The sequence below is a fragment of the Gluconobacter japonicus genome (assembly GCF_002723975.1).
GTDB classification, from domain to species: Bacteria; Pseudomonadota; Alphaproteobacteria; order Acetobacterales; family Acetobacteraceae; genus Gluconobacter; species Gluconobacter japonicus.
Genome location: NZ_BEWO01000002.1, coordinates 11,654 through 35,553 on the forward strand (window position 1 = coordinate 11,654; position 23,900 = coordinate 35,553).

Annotated in this window: 16 protein-coding genes; 15 read left to right on the forward strand and 1 reads right to left on the reverse strand. The window is 56.1% G+C overall.

Annotated features, from left to right (window positions below; all coding sequences use genetic code 11):
- The first annotated feature begins 26 nt into the window (after positions 1 to 26).
- The 14 genes from dnaA to GJA01_RS01480 all read left to right on the forward strand — a co-directional run bounded on the left by dnaA (position 27) and on the right by GJA01_RS01480 (position 20,293).
- Positions 27 to 1,442, forward strand: a complete 1,416-nt coding sequence (gene dnaA, locus GJA01_RS01415) for a chromosomal replication initiator protein DnaA (RefSeq protein ID WP_010501581.1) — start codon at positions 27 to 29, stop codon at positions 1,440 to 1,442.
- 96 nt (positions 1,443 to 1,538) lie between these two features.
- Positions 1,539 to 2,663, forward strand: a complete 1,125-nt coding sequence (gene dnaN / locus GJA01_RS01420) for a DNA polymerase III subunit beta (protein WP_010501579.1) — start codon at positions 1,539 to 1,541, stop codon at positions 2,661 to 2,663.
- A 10-nt stretch (positions 2,664 to 2,673) separates the two neighbouring features.
- Positions 2,674 to 3,777 carry a DNA replication/repair protein RecF gene (gene recF / locus GJA01_RS01425; protein ID WP_062505697.1) on the forward strand — a complete coding sequence of 368 codons (1,104 nt, stop codon included), beginning with the start codon at positions 2,674 to 2,676 and terminating at the stop codon, positions 3,775 to 3,777.
- A gap of 83 nt (positions 3,778 to 3,860) precedes the next feature.
- Positions 3,861 to 6,305, forward strand: a complete 2,445-nt coding sequence (gyrB, locus tag GJA01_RS01430) for a DNA topoisomerase (ATP-hydrolyzing) subunit B (protein WP_062505695.1) — start codon at positions 3,861 to 3,863, stop codon at positions 6,303 to 6,305.
- On the forward strand, positions 6,295 to 7,119 hold the full coding sequence (locus GJA01_RS01435; RefSeq protein WP_061933087.1) for a DUF3108 domain-containing protein: 825 nt from the start codon (positions 6,295 to 6,297) through the stop codon (positions 7,117 to 7,119). Before gyrB ends, GJA01_RS01435 begins: the two co-directional genes overlap by 11 nt.
- Positions 7,120 to 7,196: 77 nt before the next feature.
- Positions 7,197 to 8,531 carry a bifunctional UDP-N-acetylglucosamine diphosphorylase/glucosamine-1-phosphate N-acetyltransferase GlmU gene (gene glmU / locus GJA01_RS01440; protein ID WP_061933089.1) on the forward strand — a complete coding sequence of 445 codons (1,335 nt, stop codon included), beginning with the start codon at positions 7,197 to 7,199 and terminating at the stop codon, positions 8,529 to 8,531.
- Positions 8,531 to 10,357, forward strand: a complete 1,827-nt coding sequence (glmS, locus tag GJA01_RS01445; protein ID WP_062505693.1) for a glutamine--fructose-6-phosphate transaminase (isomerizing) — start codon at positions 8,531 to 8,533, stop codon at positions 10,355 to 10,357. Before glmU ends, glmS begins: the two co-directional genes overlap by 1 nt.
- A 92-nt stretch (positions 10,358 to 10,449) precedes the next feature.
- Complete coding sequence (locus GJA01_RS01450) at positions 10,450 to 13,431, forward strand: FAD-binding and (Fe-S)-binding domain-containing protein (RefSeq protein WP_062505729.1); 2,982 nt, start codon at positions 10,450 to 10,452, stop codon at positions 13,429 to 13,431.
- On the forward strand, positions 13,428 to 15,002 hold the full coding sequence (locus GJA01_RS01455; protein WP_062505691.1) for a hypothetical protein: 1,575 nt from the start codon (positions 13,428 to 13,430) through the stop codon (positions 15,000 to 15,002). Before GJA01_RS01450 ends, GJA01_RS01455 begins: the two co-directional genes overlap by 4 nt.
- A 52-nt stretch (positions 15,003 to 15,054) precedes the next feature.
- A complete protein-coding gene (thiO, locus tag GJA01_RS01460) occupies positions 15,055 to 16,023 on the forward strand; it encodes a glycine oxidase ThiO (protein WP_062505689.1) in 969 nt (322 codons plus the stop codon).
- Between the two features lie 40 nt (positions 16,024 to 16,063).
- Positions 16,064 to 16,261, forward strand: coding sequence for a sulfur carrier protein ThiS (gene thiS / locus GJA01_RS01465; RefSeq protein WP_010501562.1), 198 nt, complete (start codon positions 16,064 to 16,066; stop codon positions 16,259 to 16,261).
- A 3-nt stretch (positions 16,262 to 16,264) separates the two neighbouring features.
- On the forward strand, positions 16,265 to 17,050 hold the full coding sequence (locus GJA01_RS01470) for a thiazole synthase (protein ID WP_062505687.1): 786 nt from the start codon (positions 16,265 to 16,267) through the stop codon (positions 17,048 to 17,050).
- Positions 17,050 to 17,655 carry a thiamine phosphate synthase gene (locus GJA01_RS01475; protein WP_010501559.1) on the forward strand — a complete coding sequence of 202 codons (606 nt, stop codon included), beginning with the start codon at positions 17,050 to 17,052 and terminating at the stop codon, positions 17,653 to 17,655. Before GJA01_RS01470 ends, GJA01_RS01475 begins: the two co-directional genes overlap by 1 nt.
- Positions 17,656 to 17,728: 73 nt before the next feature.
- Positions 17,729 to 20,293, forward strand: coding sequence for a cation:proton antiporter (locus GJA01_RS01480; RefSeq protein ID WP_034880361.1), 2,565 nt, complete (start codon positions 17,729 to 17,731; stop codon positions 20,291 to 20,293).
- On the opposite strand, the gene GJA01_RS01485 is transcribed toward GJA01_RS01480, so the two are convergent.
- Complete coding sequence (locus tag GJA01_RS01485) at positions 20,261 to 21,667, reverse strand: peptide MFS transporter (RefSeq protein ID WP_062505727.1); 1,407 nt, start codon at positions 21,665 to 21,667, stop codon at positions 20,261 to 20,263. The genes GJA01_RS01480 and GJA01_RS01485 overlap by 33 nt on opposite strands.
- A 582-nt stretch (positions 21,668 to 22,249) precedes the next feature.
- Between GJA01_RS01485 and GJA01_RS01495 the strand changes: the two genes are divergently transcribed.
- Positions 22,250 to 23,869 (forward strand): porin family protein, encoded by a 1,620-nt coding sequence (locus tag GJA01_RS01495; RefSeq protein ID WP_062505685.1) that lies wholly within the window; start codon positions 22,250 to 22,252, stop codon positions 23,867 to 23,869.
- Positions 23,870 to 23,900: the final 31 nt, after the last annotated feature.

A 23,900-nucleotide genomic window follows, 5' to 3' on the forward strand; every position in this document is an offset into this window, starting at 1 on the left:
GGCAGAAATGAAAGGGGGTATCATAGGTGGAAAACGCTCAGTATCTGGACGCCAGCGCCTCCGCCCCCGGCTCGGCGGATCTTCTGGAAGCTTCCTGGCACAAAGTTCGTGAAAAGCTGAAGGGCGAAGTCGGCGAAGTCGAATATCGCACATGGCTGCGCCAGATCGTTCTGGGGCCAATCGAAGACGGCGAACTTATCCTGTACCTACCGACCCGTTTCCTGCGGGACTGGGTTCGCAGCCAGTACGAAGAGCGCCTTCAAACGCTTTGGCGCACCGAGCGTGCGGATGTGCAGGGTATTGAACTCCAGGTCAAACGTGGCCTGCCCGAAGTTCCCCCGTCCGCCGATATTGCAAGCGACAGCGTCGTTGAAGAAGTCACAGCTCAGGTCGCGGTCAGCCACGAAGTTCGCAGCGATCTTGCCGTTCCCCTGGATCCAAGGTTTTCCTTCGATAGCTTCGTCGTGGGCAAGCCGAACGAATTTGCCTATGCCTGCGCCCGCCGTGTGGCTGAAAAGCCGTCCAGTCCCGGCTTCAACCCACTTTTTCTTTATGGCGGTGTCGGCCTTGGCAAAACGCATCTCATGCATGCCATCGGCTCGGAACTAACGAAGACGGGGAATGTCTCGGTTGCCTATATGTCGGCCGAGAAGTTCATGTATCGCTTCATCGCAGCCATCCGCTCCCAGTCCACCATGGAATTCAAGGAGCAACTGCGCTCCGTTGACGTTCTGATGATCGACGATCTTCAGTTCCTGATAGGCAAGGACAACACGCAGGAAGAATTCTTCCATACGTTCAATGCTCTTGTTGATGCCGGACGTCAGATCATCGTCAGCGCGGACAAGAGCCCATCTGATCTGTCTGGTCTTGAAGATCGCCTGAGAACACGCCTTGGCTGTGGCATGGTTGCGGACATTCACGCCACAACCTTTGAACTCCGCATCTCCATTCTGGAAGCGAAGGCTAAGGCGTCCGGCACGCATGTTCCATCCAAGGTGCTGGAATATCTGGCTCACAAGATCACGACAAACGTGCGTGAGCTTGAAGGCGCACTGAACCGTCTGATTGCCCATGCCGATCTGGTCGGCCGGCCAGTCACACTCGATACGACTCAGGATGTCCTGAAGGACATGCTCAAGGCTCATGACCGTCGCGTGACGATCGAGGAAATTCAGCGCAAGGTTGCGGAACACTGGAATATCCGCCTGACGGACATGTCTTCTGCACGCCGCGCCCGGGCTGTAGCCCGTCCGCGCCAGGTCGCCATGTTCCTTGCCAAGCAGCTGACCAGCCGATCCCTTCCGGAAATCGGACGCAAATTTGGTAACCGTGATCACACGACCGTTATGCACGCCGTGAACCGCGTTGCAGAACTGATGGAGCAGGATACGTCTTTCGCAGAAGACGTCGAACTGATGCGCCGGATGCTTGAAGGCTGAGCAAGGACGACAACCCGCTATCGGTGCCTTTCGCCGGAAGCGGGTGTCTGCTAAGAAACGGCAAAACTTAAAGATTGCCGACCAGGGAAAAAAACGATGAAATTCAAGGTTGACCGCACCCTGCTGCAACGGGCCCTGGCGCATATTCATGGCGTTGCAGAAAAGCGGAACACCATTCCCATCCTTGCGAACGTCCTGTTGTCCTATGAAGGGGATATTCTTCGCCTGACGGCCACCGATATGGAAATTGCCGTCGTCGAAGACGTCGTAGCCACAGGTGAGCGCCTCGGCTCTACTACCGTGCCTGCTGCTGTGCTGTTCGAGATCGTTCGCAAGCTGCCAGATGGCGTGGAAATCGAATTTGACCACCCGGAAAGCGACGCACCGCTTGCCCTGCGCGCCGGCCGCTACGCCACCAGCCTGAACGTTCTGCCGGTTGATGATTTCCCAGCCATGGTGGCAGGAGATCTTCCGCACCGTTTCCGCATTCCAGCTGCGACACTCCGCGGGCTGATAGACCGTACCAAGTTTGCGATTTCCAATGAGGAAACGCGTTATTATCTGAACGGTATCTATCTGCATGTCGCAGAAGGCGGGACGTTTCCGATGCTTCGCGCTGTTGCTACAGACGGTCATCGTCTGGCTCGCGTCGAAACAGAGCTACCTGAAGGCGCTCGCGGCATGCCGGGCGTCATCATTCCGCGCAAGACAGTCGCCGAACTTCGCAAGCTGCTGGATGAAGGTGCTGCGGACATTGAAGTGTCCCTGTCCGATACCCGCATCCAGTTTCAGGCTGGCCCTGTCCTGTTAACGTCCAAACTTATCGACGGCACATTCCCTGAATACGAGCGCGTTATTCCCAAGGGCAATGATCGCATCCTTCGCACGACGAAGAAAGATTTCGCCGCGGCCGTCGGTCGTGTGGCAGCCATCAGTCAGGAGCGCTCGCGCCCCGTCAAACTGTCCGTCACGCACAATATGCTGACGCTTTCCGCTATCAGCCCAGACCAGGGCGTGGCACACGAGGAACTGGACGACAGCACAGTCACCTATGATGCGCCACCGATCGAAATCGGTTTTCAGGCCCGTTACCTGACGGACATCACAGACCAGATTGACGTTGAAGTCGAGTTTGCTTTTGCAGACAGTTCCGCCCCCACACTGGTGCGCGATACGGCGTCTCCGTCTGCCCTGTATGTTCTGATGCCGATGCGGGTCTGATCGGCCCGCATTGAGACTGATACGCCTGGCCCTGACGGATTTCCGGAACTACCAGCATTCCGTTTGGAAGCCCGAGACAAACATTTCAATCCTGACCGGCGAAAACGGATCAGGAAAAACCAACCTGCTGGAAGCTGTGTCGCTTCTGGCACCAGGGCGCGGCCTTCGAAACGCGCCCCTTCAATCCCTGTGCCGAACAGAGGCCTCTCAGTGGGGCGTAGCAGCCACGTTGAGCCATGGGCTTGACCAGACCCTGCTTGGGACGGGCGCCGATCTTTCCGAAAACAGCAGACGCTCTTTCAGGCTGGATGGTGCAAACGTCCGATCTCAGGCAGAGGTCGCGCAAGTATTTTCATGCGTCTGGCTGACACCACAAATGGATCGCCTTTTCCTAGAAGGCGCCAGCGGCCGAAGACGTTTTTTGGATCGTCTGGTCATGGCCTTGACCCCGGATCATGCACGTCAGATGGCGGCCCATGAACGTTCGGTTTCAAGCCGAAACCGCCTTCTGGCAGATCGTCCCAACGAAACCCTTTGGCTGGCCTCTCTTGAAGACTCCATCGCCCGACATGCTGTTGCCGCCTGCGCTGCCCGACTTTCCCTCGTAGAAAGCATGAACGCTCACCCTTTTTCCGGTGGCGACTTCCCCCAGAGCATTCTCAGCCTGAATTGCGACATTACCCGGAAACTCATGAGCGCTTCCGCACTACAGGTGGAAGACTGGCTAAGGGCAAAACTCCGCGACAGTCGGACCGAAGATCGCACGCGCGGCAGCACGTCCGTTGGTGCCCACAAAGCAGATTTTCTTCTCTCCGACGCAAAAACCGGTCGCTCAGCTGAGCTTTCAAGCAGCGGTCAGCAAAAAGCCATGCTGATTGGCGTTGTCCTGAGCCATGCTGCGCTGATCGAACAGAGTAGGGGGGATGCGCCTGTCATCCTTCTGGATGAACCGCTCCTTCATCTGGACGAACCCCGGAGAGATGCTCTTCTTGTCAGCCTGCTAAATCTCAATACGCCAGTCCTATTAACCGGGACAGATGCCGAACCCTTTTCGGCTCTCACCGGAAAGGCCGGATTTTTCAATGTTCAGGATGGGCATATCCAACCTGCATAGCGTGCGTGCTCTGGCCTCACAGGCTTCGACGCGCTATAATTAAGACAATAATTTTTCAGAGTTCCACGGAGACCGCCTCGCGCATGTCAGAGACCCAGAACCAGCCGGAGATTCCAGGCGCAGACGGTGAAGATTACGGCGCCTCCTCTATCTCGGTACTGAAGGGACTGGACGCTGTCCGTAAACGCCCTGGCATGTATATCGGTGACACGGATGACGGTTCCGGCCTTCATCACATGGTGTTCGAAATCATCGATAACGCCGTTGACGAAGCCCAGGCCGGTCACGCTACCCGCTGTATCCTCACATTGAACGGAGATGGGTCCGTCTCCGTTCGCGATGATGGCCGTGGTATCCCGACCGACATGCACCCTGAAGAGGGGATCAGCGCAGCCGAAGTCGTGCTGACCAAGCTTCACGCAGGCGGCAAGTTCAACCAGAACTCCTACAAAGTTTCCGGCGGTCTGCACGGTGTTGGCGCGGCTGTCGTGAATGCCTTGTCAGAATGGATGGAAGTTCGGATCTGGCGTAACGGGCTCGAGCACAAGATCCGCTTTCAGCATGGTGAGCGTGACGAAGCCCTAAGCGTTGTCGGCCCATCTGACGAACCCCGCGGAACACTCGTCACATTCAAGCCGAGCAAGCAGACCTTTACCAAGGTGGAATTCGAGTTCTCCATTCTGGAACGTCGCGTCCGCGAACTGGCCTTCCTGAACTCCGGAATGGAAATCATTCTTCGCGATGAGCGCCATGCCGAAAGCAAGGAAGTTCGCTTCTTCTATGAAGGCGGCCTGAGCGCATTCGCCGAGTGGCTTGATTCCTCCAAGACCTCGATCGTCACACCGCCGATCACGGGTGAGATCGACCATGTCGAATGTGGCATTCGCGTCGAGTTCGCCCTGACGTGGAACGACAGCTACCACGAGACAATGCTGTGCTTTACGAACAACATCCCCCAACGGGATGGTGGCACACATCTTGCAGGCTTTCGTCAGGCCCTGACGCGCGTGGTCGGCAAATACGCTGAGAGCGTTGCCAAGCGTGAATCAGGCTCCCTGACGGGCGAAGACATGCGTGAAGGCATGACGGCAGTTCTTTCCGTCAAGGTGCCGGATCCCAAGTTCTCGTCCCAGACCAAAGACAAGCTGGTTTCCTCTGAAGTTCAGCCGGTTGTGCATGCAACAGCGGCGGATGCGATTGCCCACTGGTTTGAAACGCATCCCAAGGAAGCCAAGGCGATCGTCGCCAAAATCATTGATGCAGCCAGCGCCCGTGAGGCTGCACGCCGTGCCCGTGAGTTGACGCGCCGCAAGGGTGTGCTGGACGTCTCCTCGCTGCCGGGGAAACTGGCGGATTGCCAGGAACGCGACGCCTCAAAGGCCGAAATCTTCATCGTTGAGGGTGACTCCGCAGGTGGTACGGCAAAGCAGGGACGTGATCGCCGCTTCCAGGCGATCCTGCCTCTGCGCGGTAAAATCCTGAACGTCGAACGTGCCCGCTTCGACCGTATGCTGGGCTCGGCCGAAATTGGCACACTCATTACGGCGTTAGGCACCGGTATCGGACGTGGCGAAGTGGATCAGGGCGGCTTCTCAGCCGAGAAGCTGCGCTACCACAAGATCGTCATCATGACTGACGCTGACGTGGACGGCTCCCATATCCGTACGCTGTTGCTGACGTTCTTCTTCCGCCAGATGCCTGAACTGATCGAACAGGGTTATCTCTATATCGCTCAGCCACCGCTCTATCGCGCAAAGCGTGGTCAGGAAGAGCGTTATCTGAAGGATGATGCCGCTCTTGAGCAGTATCTTCTGGATAAAGCGCTGGCAAATGCCTCCCTGCGCTTTGGAGACAATCTGGAACTGACAGGCGATGCCCTTCAGGAGGAAGTCCGCTTCCTCATCGCAGCAGCCCAGAACCTGAAAAATATTGCCACCAAGATCCCGGTCTGGGTACTCGAACAGGCCGCAATCGCACGCGTTCTGGAACTTGACCCGACAACAATTGGCGATCGCATCCCCGACTTCCAGCGCCGCCTTGACGAAGCATCCGCTGAGAACGAGCGTGGCTGGAAAGTCTCTCTTTCCAGCACCGGGGTTGAGTGTGCGCGTTCGGTTCGTGGCGTCAGCGAAATCTATCGTCTTGAACAGAGCGTTCTCAAATCCGCAGAAGCCCGCTGGCTGGCCTCGGAAGGGGAACGTCTGGCACGAGACTTCGCCACCCCCGCTATTCTGCGGCTCGATCAGAACGAGCAGAAGCTGTTTGGTCCGTCCAATGTCATGGACCGGATTTTCGCACAGGGCCGCCGCGGCCTGACGATTAACCGCTTCAAAGGCCTGGGCGAGATGAACGATGAGCAGCTCTGGCACACAACGCTCGACCCATCGACCCGGACCCTGCTTCAGGTGAAGATTGGTGACGTCGAAGAAGCGGGGCAGGTGTTCTCGACCCTCATGGGAGACGTGGTGGAGCCCCGCCGTGACTTCATCGTCGGAAACGCCCTGAAAGTGGCCAATCTTGACGTTTAAGACACTCCGAGCGCTGGCTGGAGCAGGTTTCCTGCTTCTGTCCGGCGTTTCCACGGCTCATGCGGCAGCCGGTCAGGTCAACACGTCTTACGCGGTTTATCTGCGCGGACTGCATGTGCTTGATACAGATGTATCCTATCAGATCGAGCACTGGGGCTACGGCGGAACCACCCATATCAGACCAGCAGGTATGATCAGCTGGTTCGTCAAGATGGATATCCGCTCTCGCGTAGAAGGAGATTTCGTCGAAGGCGGGAACGTCAAACCCATTCGGTATGATAGCGGGGGCATGTCGCGCGGGCAGCATCGTCGTGTTTTGCTCACCTATAATGGTAACACCCCACATGTTGATATTCTGGAACCCGTTGAAACAGACCGGGACCCCATACCAGACAGCGACTTGCCTCATACGATTGATACGCTGAGTGGCATGGCTCGCCTGCTGGAGACGTTGACGCAGACCGGACATTGTGACGGTTCTGCCGTCATTTTTGACGGGCTACGTCTGACAAAAATGACGGTTCACGGTCCGACACAGGCGGACATCCCGAGAACGCATAAACAGGCTTATGCTGGAGATCCGTCGCTCCGCTGTGATTTTATCGGTCAGCAGGTCGCAGGGTTTATCAAAGACTCTCCAAATCGGGCGAAACTGGCCACCCCTCAGCCTGGAGCGGCCTGGTTCAGGAATGTTGAAGGTATCGGGCTAGTCCCCGTCCGGATCGAGTTCAATCATCCGAAGCTGGGACATGTTACTGTTGTTATGCAGAACCCGCTTCCACCTTCAAAATCAGCTGCAACCATTTCGCAATAAACGGCAATCCGAAGTGATGGTGTAGCGCTCAACCATCGTTTGACGAACTGGCGCGGTTTGGATACCCGGGACGGAACATGACCAATATCGCACGCCACACCACAGCCATCATCCTTGCCGCGGGCCTCGGCACGCGCATGAAGTCCCGCCTTCCCAAGGCTCTGCAACGTCTTGGAAACCGTCCCATGATCACACATCTGATCGAGACTGCCCGCGAAGTCTTTGACGATGTGGTTGTGGTGGTTGGGCCTGATATGCCCGAACTTGAAAAAGTGGTTTTGCCCTACCGAACGATCGTGCAGACCGACCGTCTGGGAACGGCGCACGCCACCAACATGGCAAAAGACCTGTTCGGTGACGGTGACATTGCCGTCCTGTACGCCGACAATCCCCTGATCACCGCAGACACAATGCGCAAGCTCACGGCAGCCCGCCAGACCGGGGCAAGTCTCGCACTCCTTGGAATGCGTCCTGTTAATCCCGGTCGTTACGGTAGAATCGTTGAAGAACAGGGACGTGTCAGTCGGATCGTCGAATTCAAGGACGCAACCGAGGACGAGCGTCAGATTACGCTGTGCAATGCAGGCGTCATGTGCGCGGGTGCCAATGATTTTCGGACATGGCTTGCAGCCGTCGACAACAACAACGCACAAGGTGAATATTACCTGACGGATGTTGTCGCCATGGCCGCCACACAGGGGCGTGTTCAGTGTGTCGAGGCTCCTGAAAGCGAACTCGCAGGCGTTAACTCCCGAAGTGAACTGGCACAGGCAGAAGCCACACTCCAAGCACGCCTCCGGGCCGCTGCCATGGAAGCGGGTGTAACGCTTGTCTCTCCTGAGACCACCTTCTTGAGTACAGACACGATTTTGGAAGCGGATGTGGTGGTTGAACCAAACGTCTTTTTCGGGCCGGGCGTGACAGTCCGCAGCGGCGCGTTGATTCGGGCGTTCTCACATCTTGAAGGATGCACAGTCGGTGAGGGCTCCATGATTGGCCCCTATGCCCGTCTGCGTCCCGGGACGGTCTGCGCCGCAGACACGCATGTCGGAAATTTTGTCGAACTCAAGAATGTCGATCTCGGTCGCGGCGCAAAAGCCAATCACCTGACCTATCTCGGGGATGCGTCCGTCGGCGCGGAAACCAATGTTGGGGCAGGGACCGTGACCTGCAATTACGATGGATATTTCAAACACCGCACCATCATCGGTGAACGCAACTTCATCGGGTCGGACTCCATTCTCGTGGCCCCCGTCACGATTGGAGACGACGCGCTGATCGCTGCGGGAAGCACCATTACGGAAGATGTTCCGGCAGAGGGTCTGGCGTTCGGACGCGCCCGTCAGATTGTCAAACCAGGTCGCGGCCTTGAAATCAAACAGACCCTTAAAGCCAAAAAGGAGCAGGGCTGATGTGTGGAATTTGTGGCGTTGTAGGCCATCGTCCAGCCACCCCAATCGTTTTCGAAGCGCTGCGTCGGCTTGAATATCGCGGTTATGATTCTGCCGGTATCGCGACCCTGTCCGCCGACGGTACCATTGATCGCCGTCGCGCAGCCGGCAAGCTCGATAATCTCGAAGCTGTTCTGAAGGCTGAACCCCTCAGCGGCACAACAGGCATCGGCCACACGCGGTGGGCCACTCACGGCGCACCGACAGAAACCAACGCTCATCCGCACGCGGCTGGTCGGGTTGCGATCGTCCATAACGGGATTATCGAAAACTTTGCCACACTAAAGGCCGAGCTCGAAGCACAGGGCCGAATTTTCCTGTCTGATACGGATTCAGAGACCGTCGCCCATCTGGTCGATTTTTATCTGGATCAGGGCAAGACGCCGCGGGACGCAGCTTTTGCTGCCATCAAGCGCCTTGAAGGCGCGTATGCGATTGCCATCATTTTTCAGGGCCATGACGGCCTGCTGATTGGCGCCCGTCATGGCGCCCCTTTGGCCGTCGGCTACGGCGAAGGCGAGATGTTCCTTGGCTCCGACAGTCTGGCTCTCGCTCCCTTGGCAAGCCGCATCACCTATCTGGACGATGGCGACTGGTGCGAACTGACGCCTGGCAACGTCATCATCTTTAATGGCGAAGGTCAGGAAGTCAGCCGCCCGATCCAGAACATTGCGTTTATGGCAGGGCAAGTCGGCAAAGATGGCTATCGCCATTACATGGAGAAGGAACTGCACGAGCATCCGGTCGCCATCGGCCAGACGCTTCAGCGCATTACCGACCCTGCCTCCAAGACCATCGCATTACCGGACATGCCGTTTGACCCGGCTCAGGTTCCTCGCATCACCATCACAGCATGCGGTTCCGCTTTCTATGCTGGCATGGTCGGCCGGTACTGGCTTGAGTCTCTGGCCCGTGTACCCGTCGAAATCGATGTAGCTTCCGAGATGCGCTATCGGGACGCGCCACAGCCTGACAAAGGGGTTGCACTCCTCATTTCCCAGTCCGGTGAAACGGCAGATACGCTCGGCGTTCTGCGTAGCCTGAAGAAGGCAGGACAAAGTATCGTGTCTGTTCTGAACGTCGAACATTCAACGATGGGGCGTGAGAGCGATCTGGTTCTGGGGATGGTTGCTGGCCCGGAAATTTCGGTAGCTTCCACTAAAGCTTTTACAGCACAACTCTCTGTTCTTGCAGCTCTTTCCATCGACTTCGCACGCGCACGGGGTACGATCGACAAGGCTCGCGAAGAAAGTCTGACCGCCAACCTCCTCGATCTTCCATCCCGTGCAGCTGAAGTTTTCACGCGGGTTGAGGCCATTCAGGCCATGGCACGTGTTATCGCAGAAGCCAGAGATGTCCTGTATCTGGGGCGCGGCATTTGCACGCCAATCGCTTATGAAGGTGCCTTAAAGCTCAAGGAAATCAGCTACATCCATGCAGAAGCTTATGCTGCGGGTGAACTGAAGCATGGCCCGATCAGCCTGATTGACCGGACCGTTCCTGTCGTGGCGATCGCCCCCTCCACAATCCTGTTCGACAAAACCCTGTCTAACCTGCAGGAAGCCAAGGCGCGTGGTGGGCGCATTCTGGCCTTTACAGATGCGGCGGGAGCAAAACGCCTTGAAGGCATTGCAGAACATATTGTTGTACTGCCGGATGTAGATGCTTTTGTTGCTCCCATTCTCTACGCAATCCCCGTCCAGATCCTCGCTTACGAGGTCGCACTGCTGAAGGGCACGGATGTGGACCAGCCTCGCAATCTGGCTAAATCCGTCACGGTGGAATAAGGACATTTTCTTCCGGTTGGCGGGGCTTTCCAAGACGGTTCATTTCGCGGAGGATAGCCCCTCAACACATGACGTGAATGGGAGAAAAAATCATGGGTGGCGATGCAGCTTTATCAGGTGGAACCGTACATTCCGGTCTCACCCTGGCCGCATCTGAGATTGCCGCCCGTGATACTTTTCTGAGCCGGCTAAGAACTGAGGGATTTGAAGGGGACATCACCCCACAAGTTTCGGCACGGCTGGTGGCAGCCACTGACAACAGCATCTATCAGCAGCTTCCTGTTCTAGTCATTTATCCCAAAACTCTTGAAGATCTGAACCGGGCGGTTCGTGCGGCTGCCGGAGGACATCTGACACTTGCGATACGCGGTGGCGGGACAGGCACCAATGGCCAATCCCTGACGTCCGGGGTCATCGTTGATGTAGCCCGCTATCTTGACCATATTCTGGACTTCGATGCCGAAACCGGCCTGGTCACAGTCGAGCCTGGTGTCGTCCTCGCCAGACTGAATGCATTCCTGAAGCCGCACGGCTATTTTTTCCCCCCGACAGTCTCAACCGCAACCCGCGCTACGATCGGAGGCATGGTCGCTACTGACGCGTCAGGCAAGGGGTCGCGCCTCTACGGCCGCACGTCCGATTACATCGAAACAATGGACGTCGTATTGTCCGATGGGTCTGACCTGCATGTCGGGAAGCTTTCACAAACCGACCTAAAACAGGCTGAATCACGAGAGGATCTGCCCGGACGCATCTATCGTGAAGTTCATCGCGTCATCAAGGATCAGGCTGACGAAATCCGTCGCGTTTTCCCGGATATGAACCGTGGGCTCACAGGCTATAACCTGCAGAATATTTTTCTTGAAGACGGACGGTTCAGCCTCACTCGCCTGCTCGCAGGCTCGGAAGGGACACTCGCCCTGACAAAGCGCATGGTGCTGCGCGTGCGACGTCTCCCAAAGTTCAGACAGCTTCTGGTCGTCCGCTATGCCAGTTTCGATCATACGTTACGAGACGTGCAGACCCTCCTTCCATCCAACCCTTCGGCTATCGAAGTGCTGGATGACCGGGTCTTGGAAAAAGCAGCGCAGGATATCGTCTGGCAGTCTCTTGAAAGTGTTCTGGGAGCGCGTTCAGAAGTCCCGGTTCGAGGGATGAGCTTCGTCGAATTCGTGGGAGACAATGCTGCTCATCTGCATCAGCAGATGCAGGAAGCCGTGACTCTTCTTGAGAGCTCTCCTTTCGAAGTTATTGATTATAAACCTGTTTCAGATCAGGAGATCATCAATCAACTCTGGACTCTGCGGGAAAAATCCGTTGGGCTCCTAGGGCGACCTGATGGCCACAAACAGGGCGTGGCTTTTGTCGAGGACACAGCTGTTCCGCCCGAAGCCCTTGCAGATTATGTCTCTGAATTCCGAGCGATCCTCGACCGGTATGATCTGTCATATGGCATGTTTGGACATGCTGATGTTGGATGTCTGCACGTTCGACCTTTCCTGGATATGCTTTCCGAAAAAGATCGGGCCTTGATCCGGCCAATTTCAGACGCTGTCGCAAGCCTCACCAAGAAGCATGGCGGATTGCTATGGGGGGAACACGGGCGAGGTTATCGCGGAGAGTTCTCTCCTTTGTTCTTCGGGGAAACGCTTTTCAAAGAGTTGTGCCGGATTAAGGAGGCCTTTGATCCTGAAGATATTTTCAACCGTGGAAAGCTGGCTCCGGTTGGGAAACTCTATCCCGTGGACCGCATCGATGGCGTCCCATTCAGAGGTGAATTCGACGAGCAAATCTCTGATGATTTCAGAGAAAATTTTGGCCTTGCCGTTAGCTGTAACGGGAATGGCGCCTGTTACAATCGTGAGCCAGATATGGCGATGTGTCCGTCTTACAAGGCAACGAAGGACAGAACCCAGTCGCCTAAAGGCCGCGCAACACTTCTGCGGAGTTGGGCACGCCTGAACGCACTGCCAGATGATGCTTCCGACAAGAATGCTCTGCCAGAACTGACGGCAGAACTTAAAGCCTCGCTTGACACCTGTCTGTCCTGCAAGGCCTGTGCGACCCAGTGTCCGATCCGCGTGGATATTCCCTCCATGCGCTCCAAGTTTCTGGATCTGTATTTCCAGACACGGCAACGCCCCATGCGAGATTATCTGGTGTACTGGCTGGAGCCACTTCTTGGGATTGGGCGACGGATGCCACAAATCGCCAACATCCTGATGCAAAATCCAATTTCAGCCGGTCTGCTCAAAAAAATTGGGCTGGTCGATTTGCCAGTACTGAAACCGGCCACTCTCCCACGCACAGCACTTCTGACACAGAACTGGCTTCGACACGCCGCAAAGAATGATCGCTCTGTCGTGCTGATTCAGGATTCCTTTACCGGCAGCTTCGATGGTGGCGTCATCGAAAGTGCGTACCAGCTTTTGTCGTCCCTTGGCATGGACGTGCGGATCACGCCTGTATGGGATAACGGCAAGGCACGGCATGTCCGGGGCTTTCGCAAGGGATTTGCCTCCACGGCACGCGAAACCCTGCGGCAACTCCGTAACATCAGTCGCCATAATGTGCCCGTGGTTGCCCTTGATGCCGCAACGGGATTGATGTTCGAGCAGGAATATCAAGACGTTGCAGGCATGGAGCCCGTTCCGGCGGTGCTCTCTCTGGAAAGCTTTCTAAAACGCCAGATCGACAAACGCATAGTGGCCGAAAAGCCTCCTGCAGGAGATATGGCGCCCCTGACGGTTATTTCACATTGTACGGAACAGGCCGTTCGCCCCGGCAGTGCACAGGACTGGGCCACAGTTCTGCGACATCTTGGTGTACGGGCTCAGGCTGGCAAAGCCGGCTGTTGCGGTATGGCTGGTCTGTTCGGCCATGAACAAGAGCATGCAGATCTTTCGGCGACCATTTTCGAACAGAACTGGGCAGCGAAAGGCGATGTTCTAGCGACAGGTTTCTCCTGCCGTTGCCAAGGAAAGAGGCTGGCAGGAAAGCGTCCTGCGCACCCCGTGGAAATTCTCGCCGCACAACTTCATAGCAAGACACAAGAAATCCATACAAAACCATGAAATTAAATAATTTTACTGGTTGCAAAAAGCTTTCTTCCGTCCTGTTTTTTTCAACTTTATCCTTACTGTATCTTCTACTGGCCATTCGGGTTTCATCCCTCTGGCCAAAAACATCTGATCAAGCTTCGTATTTTCTCGCAGGTCTGGATGTTCTTCGCGGAAACTGGCGCCTCAAAGGCTGGGTTCTGACGCCTCCCGATTTCTGGACGTCAGATATTCCCTTGAGTGCAACCTTGGCGGCGTTCTGGTATGCTCTTGGCCATCCTGCGAGAAGCCCGTTTTTGCTGATGGTACAACCCGCCATTCTCTGGACTGGCGTCGTAATCTCCGCCTTTGCTGTAGTTTTTCTGCGGCTCCCAGATCGTCAGTCCCGCTTGGGAGCCGCTGCACTTCTTCTGCCAGTGCTGGCATTTCCGCTCCTGCGCGCACCAACGGCCTATTTCATCACGCTCTCGGCTATCCACATTGGCGTGCTGATCTATGGAGTGTGGGCTTTCCACTGGGCTGACCGGTTCCTGTCATCTGGCTCCTGGCGGTCGCTGCTCATTATGGCACTTCTTCTCTGCCTTGGCGTTATCGGGGACCCGTTACTGGCCATCACGGGAGCAGGATCGCTGCTTTTATATGCCGCTCTGGCAAGAGAACTCCCCAAGAAACATCGTTTCCTTATGGCAGGCGCCACACTTGTGGCCGTTATGCTGGCAAAAACCCTCCTGCATCTCAATGCTGCAACCGGAGGTTTTGAAACCGAACCGCTGGAGACCCGATTTGCGCCCTGGGAGCAGTTGAGCAGCAATTTTTTCACAACATTCCGCTCCATTCTACTCGTCTATGATGCCGATCCTTCTGGTCAGGTCGTTAGTGCAGTGCTTCCGGAATGTCTGCGTCTGGCACTTGTCGTTCTGGCCCTGGCCGGAGCCTATCGAGTGGCCAGAACAGCCTGGGCGAGTGGGGGCCGGAATACTCCCTTCTGCTCTTTCCTGGTTGTATCCGCACTGCTGGACTTTATCGCACTGGCCGTCAGCAACCGTATTGCGCTTGACGGAAGCCCGGTAGCTATAGCGCGCTACCTTTTCCCCCTCTGGCTTGATCTGGCCTGCATTACCGCACTTGTCTGGCCCACACGACGTATGGCCATCAGTATTTCGATAGCCGTGCTGGCGGTAACGCTCATCACAGATTACCGAACTCTCCCACCATACTCGACAGGGATCCTCAGCACGGAAGATAACCAGCTTCTCAGCCGGCTGGAAAAAGACTTCCCTCCTGATGGAATTGGCACCTGGTGGAGTTCAGGCAATCTCGAAGTGGCATCCCTTGGGAAAATTCATGTGTATCCGGCGATGATACAGGGCAACGGAACGATTGCCCCATTCGTGCATATTCGCAAACACATGGACTGGCACTCTTTGGATGGCAAAGCGTTCTTCATCGTCATCCCCCATCCCGAGGAAACCTTCAACGAGGCCGGCGCCATCAAAACTTTCGGCGCTCCCGCAGCCCGTGTCACAGAGGGCCGATACACCATTTTGCTTTACAACGCCGATCACCTTCCTGCGCGAGCCTCCTGACCGTCCGTAAGAGGTGTGTTACACCCATCACGGTTTTTCTGAGGGGGCAAACATGACAGAACCTCACATTCTGGTTCGTGGAGCCGGGGTGGCCGGCATGGTCACCGCCGTTGCTCTTGCCGAGCGCGGCGCCCAGGTCAATGTGTATGATGCTGGTGGTCGCATAGGGGCGGGAGCATCCTGGTTTGCGGGCGGGATGCTTGCCCCATGGTGCGAGGCAGAGTCAGCTCCCGATGAAGTCACCCAAGACAGTCTGTCATCACTAAACTGGTGGAAATCTCACGTCCCGGATGTAGTGCAGGCCGGAAGCCTTGTAGTAGCCCCACCGCGTGACACTCCTGAACTTACGCGCTTCGGACGCAGAACCAGTCACTTCGAGACAATCGGCGTTGAGCGTATCAGAGCCCTTGAACCCGATCTGGAAGATCGCTTCGACAGAGCGTTGTTTTTCGCGGAAGAAGGACATGTTGATCCGCGCAAAGCGCTGGTAGCCCTTGGAGACAAGCTGGCTCACCATGGTGGAATAATCGTCTCCAACGCTGCGATTGATACGGCCTCTTTTGACTGGATCGTCGACTGCACAGGTGTCGCCGCACGGGAGACGCAGAAAGATCTGCGAGGAATGCGTGGAGAGATGGTGCTTCTGCGCTGCCCCGAGATCACACTTCACCGTCCGATCCGGATGCTACATCCGCGTATTCCGGTTTATATCGTTCCGCGTGACAATTCGGTCTTTATGGTCGGCGCAACGATGGTGGAAAGCGATGATACCCGAGCCATCACCGTCCGCGCCATTACGGACCTTCTGAATGCCGCCTACACGCTTCATCCAGCCTTCGCCGAGGCTGAACTGCTGGAAGCCAATGCCGGACTGAGACCCGCTTATCCGGATAATGTTCCCCGCGTCCGGCGAGAGGGCAACAGGATTTCCCTTAATGGCATGTACCGTCACGGGTTCCTGTTATCTCCTGCGCGTGCAAGGGAAGTCTGTGAGATCATTTTCGGAACAGATCGGGCCTGAACCCTTTCTTCCTCATACAGCCCTGGATGGGAGAGACATCATGCAGATCACCGTCAATGACGAACCCAGAGAGGTTCATGCCCGGACCCTTGGAGCCATTCTTGATGAACTCGGCTACGGGAAAGCCCGTGTCGCTACGGCTCTGAACGGTTTTTTCGTTCCTGCAACGCAGCGCAGTGTCAAGGCTGTGGACGAGGGGGCCGTCCTCGAAATTCTGGCCCCGATGCAGGGAGGCTGACGCATGAAATTTTACGGCACCGAACTGTCCTCACGCCTGATGCTGGGGACAGCACAATATGACAGTCCGGCCATTCTTGCCGATGCGGTTAAAGCCGCTCAGGCTGGCGTCGTGACCGTATCCCTTCGCCGTGAGTCTGCGGGCGCTCAGGCCGGGCAGGCGTTCTGGTCGCTGATCCAAAGTCTGGATGTCCCCGTTCTGCCCAATACGGCTGGCTGCCACGGTGTCCGGGAAGCGGTCACAACGGCGCAAATGGCCCGCGATGTCTTTGGAACCAACTGGATCAAACTCGAAGTCATCGGGCAGGGCGACCTGCTCCAGCCAGATGTGTTCGGACTTGTGGAAGCAACCCGCATTCTGACGGAAGACGGGTTTCAAGTATTCCCCTACACGACGGAAGATCTGGTCGTTGCGGAACGCCTTCTACGAGCTGGTGCGGAAGTTCTCATGCCTTGGGGCGCACCGATTGGCTCGGGCAGGGGCCTGAACAACCTTTTCGGTCTGCGGGCTCTGCGTGGACATTTCCCGGATGTGCCCATGGTCGTGGATGCCGGGATCGGTAAGCCATCCCATGCGACCGCTGCCTTCGAACTGGGGTTCGATGCCGTCCTGATCAACACAGCCGTCGCCAAGGCTGGCAATCCGGCAGAGATGGCAAAAGCTTTTCGTCTGGCGTGTGAGGCCGGTCTAGCAGGGTATGCGGCAGACCCTATGGAAGAACGTGATATGGCGGTGCCCTCAACCCCGACACTGGGTCTGGCCCGCACTCTTGGTGGAGAAATGCTCTGATGTCCCGTTTGCCTTCGAAGATTTATCCGGTTGTTGACCATCCCCGTTGGGTTGAGCGTCTTGGGGGGGCGGGTGCACGCTTCATTCAGCTTCGCCTCAAGGATCTTCCACCCGAAGAATTACGCGCCCAGATCGAAACCGCGCAGGAACTCGCCGTACGCCATAATGTCGCCCTCGTGCTGAACGATTACTGGGAACTAGCAATCGAACTTGGCTATGAATGGCTGCACCTGGGACAGGAAGATCTTGATACCGCTGATCTTGATGCCATCCGACAGACAGGCATCCGCCTTGGTATCTCGACCCATAGCCATGAAGAGTTGCAACGCGCTCTGGCCTGCAAGCCGGATTATGTTGCGCTTGGTCCAATCTGGGAAACGAAACTGAAGAAAATGGCGTTTGGTCCTCAGGGCATTGAACGTCTGACGGAATGGCGGGAACTGTGCGGTGACGTCCCTCTGGTCGCCATCGGCGGCATAACGCTCGAACGTCTGCCATCCTGCCTCAAAGCTGGAGCTGACAGCGTGGCGGCCGTCAGTGATTTTATTCGCGTAGACGACCCGGAAAGTCAGGTGAAACAGTGGCTTGCAGCCGCTGACACATAATTTGAAGACAACGCTATCTTACAGCGGAAACGCTCTCTAGGATGGTATTCGAACTAAAAGGGTACGGAATACAATGATGGTGACAGGGCTTGCAGCCGTTCTTCTCGCAATTGCGTTCCTGCTCACGCTCGTCAGCATCATTCAGCCTCTGGCCAAACGGCTTGAGATTTCCGAAACGGTCCTGCTTGCCCTCGCTGGTATTGTTCTGGGCGGGGCGGCATCGCTCATTGTGCGCTCATCCGCCACAGACCTGCTGGATGGAGCGGCTGAAGCCCTGATCTATTTTCCGATCAACAGCGAAGCCTTCCTGCTGATCTTCCTGCCCATTCTGGTCTTTCAGGGCGCCATGGCCATTGACGTAAGACGTCTGGCACATGAAACGGCCACTGTTCTTCTGCTGGCCGTTGTCGCGGTTGTGGTTTCAACCGCCACGATCGGCTTCGCTCTCTACCCCTTTGCTGGTCAAAGCCTTGTTGTCTGTCTTCTGCTGGGCTCCATCGTCGCCACGACCGACCCATCCGCAGTGGCCGGCATCTTCCGGGAAATCGGCGCTGCGTCGCGACTGACGCGTCTTGTTGAAGGCGAGGCACTCCTGAACGATGCAGCGGCCATCGCAATCTTCGCCATCCTGCTGGCCTCGGTCACCTCACACCGACACATCCATCTGGGTGAGGCCGTTGTTGATTTCGCGTCTGCCTTCGGCGGCGCAATCGTTGTGGGTGTCTGCCTGGGCCGGCTGACACTGCTCCTGATCGCAGGTCTGGGTGGCGCACCTGCCGCAGAAATCACACTAACACTCGCTTTGCCCTACACGGTCTATATCCTGTGTGACGAAATGCTCGGCTTCTCCGGCGTGGTGGCAACAGCTGCTGCTGGCCTGACAGTCTCTGCTTACGGACCCTCGACATTCCGTCCGCAGGTCTGGCGGTTTCTCAACGACCTCTGGCAGCAACTGGTCTTCTGGGCCGGTTCACTTGTGTTCCTGCTGGCGTCCATGCTGGTACCACGCCTGCTGATCGGCATGACCCGCTGGGACTGTGTACTGATCCTGATCGCCAGTGTGGCCGGGCTACTGGCTCGCGGTGCCGTCGTGTTCGGCCTGCTGCCCATCCTTGCTTTCACAAAGCTTTCCCCACCAGTGCCAACACCGTTCAAGGCTACCATGGTCTGGGGCGGTCTACGCGGCGCCATCACGCTGGCGTTGGCGCTGGCCGTGACGGAGAACCAGAGCGTCTCCAGCCCGGTTGCCCACTTCATCGGTATCATCGCAACGGGCTTCGTTCTGATCACGCTGCTGGTCAATGGCACGACGCTGCGTTCTCTTGTGTTGTTCCTGAAGCTCGATCAGCTTTCACCAATTGATCAAGCTATTCGTCAGCAAATTCTGGGCATTGGTCTGGGCGAAGTTGCAGAACGTACCCGCGTCATGTCCGACGAACTGGGATTTAGTGAGCAAACACGCATTGGCGTCATCAGCCGCATTGAAAAGCGCGCAGAAAAGGAGAGGGCGGCCAATAATTTTGAATCTGCCCTGAGTGACCGGGCCCGCGTGAATATCGCGCTTATCACGATCGCCAATCAGGAGCGCTCCCTGCTTCTGGATCTCTTCCGCATCCAGGGCCTGTCACGTCGTGTGATGGAGACGCTTCTCCGCACTGCCGAGGCCATGTCTGATGGCGCCCGTCTTGAAGGACGGTATGGATACGTCAAAGCCCTGAAGCGCCGCCTCCAGCCACCTTTACGCTTCCGGATTGCTCAGGATCTGCACAGTCGCTTCCATTTCGATGAGCCACTGATGTATGCAATGATGGAGCGCTTCGAAATGCTCATCATCGCACATCTGGTCTCCCTGTCGCTGCAACGCTTCGTCCGTCAGCGCATGGAGCCAACACTGGGTCCACGCATTACGGAAATCGTGTCTGAAGTTCTTGGTCGTCAGCGCAAGCTGCTCGACGATGCACTGGAAACATTGCGTCTCCATTATTCCGGGTACTCAGAAGCCCTGGAGAGCCGGATTCTGCGCCAGATCGCCCTTCGTCTCGAAGACGAGGAGTACGACGCACTCCAGGCCGACAACCTGATTTCCGAAGAACTTCATAGGGAACTCCATCGCGATATCGAACGTCGGAGCGCGCGCCTCGAAGCGCCTTTGCGGTTCAACCTGAAAAGCGGCATCGAACAACGTTTGAGGGCTTTTCCGGCGTTCAATGGCGTGCCCGATAGTGTTTTACACACACTCTCCCGCAAGGTGGCGATGCGTTTCGTGTCTCCAGGGGAAGTGCTGTTCAAGCGCGGACAGAAAGTCCGAACCGTTTACGCTCAGGTGGCAGGACTGGCGGAAGTTCACCTACCTGAAAGGGAAATCCTGTTTGGGAGCGGGGATCTTATTGGTGCGGCCAGCGTCATTCGGAGCGAGCGTATGCCCGGTACAGTGCGCGCCCTTCAGTTCAGCCACTTGCTGGCCATTCCCAAGCCTGTCTTTGAGCGTCTGATCCACGACTACCCGATTGTCCAACGGCTTATTATCGCTCGCAGCAATAAGCGGGCAGACGGACTGCTGGACCCTTACGTCCTGCAAACGGCAGAAGGCGTCAGATTGGCTCCGTCACAGGATATGAGACGGATTGTCTCGCCCTGAAGGCACATTTTCCGGGGCCAAAAGGCTCCGGAACACAATTGAGCACATCAACAAAATCACCCCCGCAACCAAGCTGGCTCCACTGTGAAGGAGCCAGAAAGGAACATCTCCAATATGTCCGATCAGGGTTGAGAGCTTACCGATGGTCAGATTGGCCATAAAAAGATGAAGCGAGAAACAGGCTACGAAAATCGTATTCAAGCTTACCGGTGCAGCACGGGAATACATTGCCATTCCAATGGCATAGCTCATACTAAAGCCAATATCGTTGATAATATGAAAAGCCAGCCCCCAGAACAGGCTGATCTGATGAGGCTCAGGATAAAGCCATGATGCAAGCGCCAGAACAGCCGGGCCTGACGAGGCAATAAAAGTGCCTATGGCCACTTTGGTGATTTCTGCCGGGTCTGACCTGTGTCGGGCATACATTCGCCAGAACCACAGTACGGAAATTGTCATCAAAGTGCTGATGAAACCATCGAACGAGACGAGACTGCTGACAGGGAACAGATGTCCGAAGAACGTCAGCTGATAATGCTCACGCCCCCACAACAGATATCCGTCAAAGATCTCATCATTTGGCAGCGCACCTAAAGCCAGCACTGGCAGCAACACCAGAAGAAGAACGCTCGTTTTTTTCTCGCGGGATGTCAGGCGAGGGCGAGGGGATGAAGCCTTGAAAACCGTATCTTCTGGCAGCCAGCGACGCCCGAAGAGATAAACAATCAACCCAGTCAGCATCCCCAGACCAGCAGTCAAAAAACCCCAGTGCCAGGCTTTCATTGCCAACATTCCACAGAGGGCAGGCGACACAATAACGGCAGCCTGCACACCGAGAGAGTAGATCTGATAAGCGTCCGACCGCCGACGGTCATCAAGTTCATAAAGCGCACCAACCTGCGCCCGCAGCCCTCCGGCAGCTCCAATACCCAGCAGAAGAAAAACAACAACCAGCACGAAGCTCCAGTCGAACGACATCAGGACATGCCCGACGGTCATCAGAATGGCACCCAGAAGGATGGTCCGGGTTTTCCCCAGGAACCGGTCTGCCACAAAGCCTCCCAATAGGGGCGTCGCATAAACCAGAGCCAGGAAAAGCCCTGTTATGGCGCCAGCCGTCGCCTGAATCCCGACGGGAGCATAAAGAATGTCCAAAACGGCTTTTACAGCACCCATGCCCCAGACATTCTCAATATGTCCGGACTGAAGAAGATGATCAGCCAGATACAGCACGAGAATGGACTGCAATCCGTAAAGGGAAAATGCGACCCATCCTTCCGTCAGGACAAGAACCCAAAGCCCCCTCGGATGACCGAAGATCTCCTTATGACGAGGGACGGCCAAGGCATCGATAACGGGATCATTAGGAAGCACTTCAGTCAAAGCAGACCTCGGAGGCGGGAGAGGAAAACCTTTCGTAGCGGTCAGCACGACGTAGGGTAAAGGGGAAGAGAAGAGCATTGGCAAAATGCCAATGCGAAAATCTGTGGCAAAATGTCCCAAGCGCAATCTATGGCAAAAAGCCATAGATCTCATCCTCACAATTCTTTGTGGCTTTTTGCCACAGAAGAAACTGTCTGATTCCAAGGATATATTTTCCAGAAAATCCCTGAAAACTGCCAAAATCGGGATATATGGCAAAATGCCAAATCTCAACATCACCAATGCAACAGCCGTACAACCACGCGAAAGTCCTACAAAATGTTGGTTTGAAAGCCTCAGGAATTCAGTTTTACAAGCATCGGAAGAGGTTCAATATCAGCTCACACGTATGTCGTATAAGATATATTATGCCAACTTATGTATTAGGAAGACGCCGTTTCCTCACATAGTCGTGATACACGATGACTTGTTGCAAAGAATGGCCGTTTTGGCGCTAACGTGAAACGAAATTCAATTTCTCCCGGTCTTCGAACGCATTTTCGTGACCGGCTCACTCGATGGAACGGTCATTGCATGGCTCGCCTTTCTCTGCGTCAGATTGCCTTTCTGGGCTGCGCTTTCTCTCTGGGCTCGCTTACAGTTCTTCCTGCAACGGCACAGGCGGATGACTACACCGAACTTCTGGACATTCTTCGCGCCAAAGGCAGCCTGACGCGCGGCGAATATAATAGTCTTCTGGCACACCACCTAAGGCATGGCCGTTCTTCCAGCACTTCGACCAATCAGGACGATACATCCAGCCCCCCTGCAAGACACAACCGTTATCGTCGATACAACCCCAATCAGTACGATGGTTCTCTTGAACCGCCGGATGTCACAACCATTGCAGCCTCCCAGGCAGCGCAGCGTGCGGCTCAGGACGCTGCCGCCAGCGCACGTGACGCACGCTCCATGCTCGCACATTACGACCCGGACAGCATTGTCAGGGTCAAACCCTACGTCGCAGGCAAAGGCGTAACCGTTCAGGCTGGTCAGATCGAAATCAATCTGTCCGGCTTCATCAACGGCTTCTACACCTATAACAGCCCGGGCGGTGGCCGCCCCGTTGCCGGTGGAATCTCCACAGGGGCCAGCGGCTTTGACTCCTCATCCGTTCGTAACGGCCTGCTGCCAGGCGGCCTGATCCTGAAGTTGAACACCGTTCAGGACGGGATCAAGCTCGGCGCGGTTTTTGGAATGTACCCGGGTCTGAACAATGCGGATGTTGGTACATTCAACGCCAATTCTGGCGGTAGCCCGGTTGGGCTTGGTACGGCAGGCGTCGATTTCCGTCAGGTCTATATGACCGCCGGAACCGACAAACTTGGAACCATCAAGATCGGCCGTGACATCGCACTCTTTGCCTCCGATGCCATCCTGAATGACGCAACGCTCCTCAGCGTCGGCAGCACCGGCAGTAACGCCAATCCGGCCAATACCTCCCTCGGCCGTATTGGCGTCGGCTATGTCTACACCGACTGGCTCCCACAGATCACCTACATTTCCCCGAAATGGCATGGTCTTCAGGGCTCTCTCGGTATCATGACCCCCTTGGACCAATACAATTTTGCTGGCGGCGGCCTATCTGCCACCACAACACAGCACAGTTCTCCAATGGTTCAGGGTAAAGTCACTTACGACACCACCATCGCCGGATTCACCACACGCTTCTGGGCCAGTTTCCTGACACAGCACGTCCAGAACCTGACCAGTTCAACCCTTGGAACCGACAGTCGCAAAGGCGCGACGGTTGCCGCGGGCGACGTTGGCGTGAAACTGTCCCGCGGCCCATTTGAAGGCGTAGCATACTACTATTACGGCAACGGTCTCGGCACGACCGGCCTTCTGTTTGACGGCATTTCACAGACCGGACGCAAGCGGAACTCTGAAGGTTACTATGTTCAGGCATCCTATAAGATCCTGCCGCGCCTGAAGCTGGTCGGAAGCTATGGTGTCAGTAATCTTTATCAGGCGGCTGGCGAAGACAATCCATCACTGGTGCGACGTAATGAGTCCGAAGTCGGCGCGCTGTATTACACACTGACAGACTGGATGTTCCTCGTGGGTGAATATGCCCATACGGAATCAGCTGCTCACGGCCCGAACCGCGAAAGCGATCACACCATGTCTGCCGGTGCGATGATCACATTCTGATCCTAAAAAACCGGGCAGCCCCCTGCCCGGT